This is a genomic window from Bartonella sp. AD328YNZD, assembly GCF_042196425.1.
The window spans coordinates 1-1,172 of sequence record NZ_JBHIQG010000531.1; the positions used below are offsets into that span (position 1 = coordinate 1).

Consider the following 1,172-nt stretch of genomic DNA (forward strand, 5'->3'; position numbering starts at 1 on the left):
TTTGGAAAGAGGCGCTCATGGAGCCCCCACCACCCGTTTGTCCAGCACCAAACCCAACAGAAACAGAGTTTTGCTTGATTGAGAAAACAATCCCGCCATTCCAAGAGAAGGCAAGGATAGCGGATTGTTGGTCATCACAAACAGCAACACTTAAGGTTTGCATTCAGATGCGTTTTTATACCTTTTACAAAAAGGGCTGTTTAAGCGCTTTTCGACACTTCTCTTCGGAATGACAGCACCAGGCTGACAAATGGGGAGGTCTCTACCGTTAAAAGGAGAACACCAGCTAGCTCTCCCTTTATAATGGAATCCTGCTTGGATCATGCAAGCATCAATCGTTGCATTCTCATTGTTGCTTAACTTTTGAACTTCATCCTCAAGATAATTAAGGTGTGGCAAACCACACTCTAGCAATGCTTTTCCTACCTCCGTAGAATCTGCTCCTAGCTTCTCCCACACAGCCGTCTCTCCTCGAGGAGGTTTATCAATGTTTTCAATATCACATCCAGCAACCGTTAACAGAATGAGCAGGCTTAATAAATTAAAAAACATTTTCATTTTTTGTTTCCTGTTCTCGTTGAATAAAGTTTGTTAAAACTAAATGAACCATAATTAATTTGACACTCACGACTCGCATCAGCATAACAATTATGGGGGCTCGGGTTAAGGCCCCAGACCGCTCTCCCCATCTCTCTGAGAGGATTAGTTGCTATAGTAAATAAACTGTTTGCTGCAAATATCGTCATATAAAAAGGATTTTTTATACCTTTCTCCAAAAGTGAAAAATCTAGATTTAAAGGTGCCTTATAAGCCGTAGGCCAATTGTAACCAATCACTGTACTAATGGGGTCTAACATATGACCTTGTATGTAGATATAATTTTTTTCGCCATCGCTTAGATAATCTACTGTATTGGCCATCGATTGCATGTGAGCAGCCGCTCCAACAAGATAGAAGTCTGTTTTCTTGGCTACACCGTGGATACCATGTTCTTGCAAGTCATTTGCTCCATTGCTTACTGTTATGGTACCACGGCTATGCCCACCAACAATAGCATTGTCATTGCCATAACGATAGATAAAATCTTGAAACTTTTTGGTTGAATTGGTCAACCCCCAAGAGCCCCCTTCAAAAAACTTTTGATAAAACGCTATCCCTAACTCTACCAGCAC

2 protein-coding genes are annotated in these 1,172 nt (G+C 41.3%); both read right to left on the reverse strand.

All coding sequences use genetic code 11. From position 1 onward, the window contains the following. Positions 1 to 150 precede the first annotated feature (150 nt). Positions 151 to 558, reverse strand: a complete 408-nt coding sequence (locus ACFIO3_RS13430; RefSeq protein WP_375618866.1) for a hypothetical protein — start codon at positions 556 to 558, stop codon at positions 151 to 153. After that, positions 555 to 1,172, reverse strand: a 618-nt coding sequence (locus ACFIO3_RS13435; RefSeq protein WP_375704621.1) for a hypothetical protein, incomplete at its 5' end; no start/stop codon positions are given. The genes ACFIO3_RS13430 and ACFIO3_RS13435, both read right to left, overlap by 4 nt.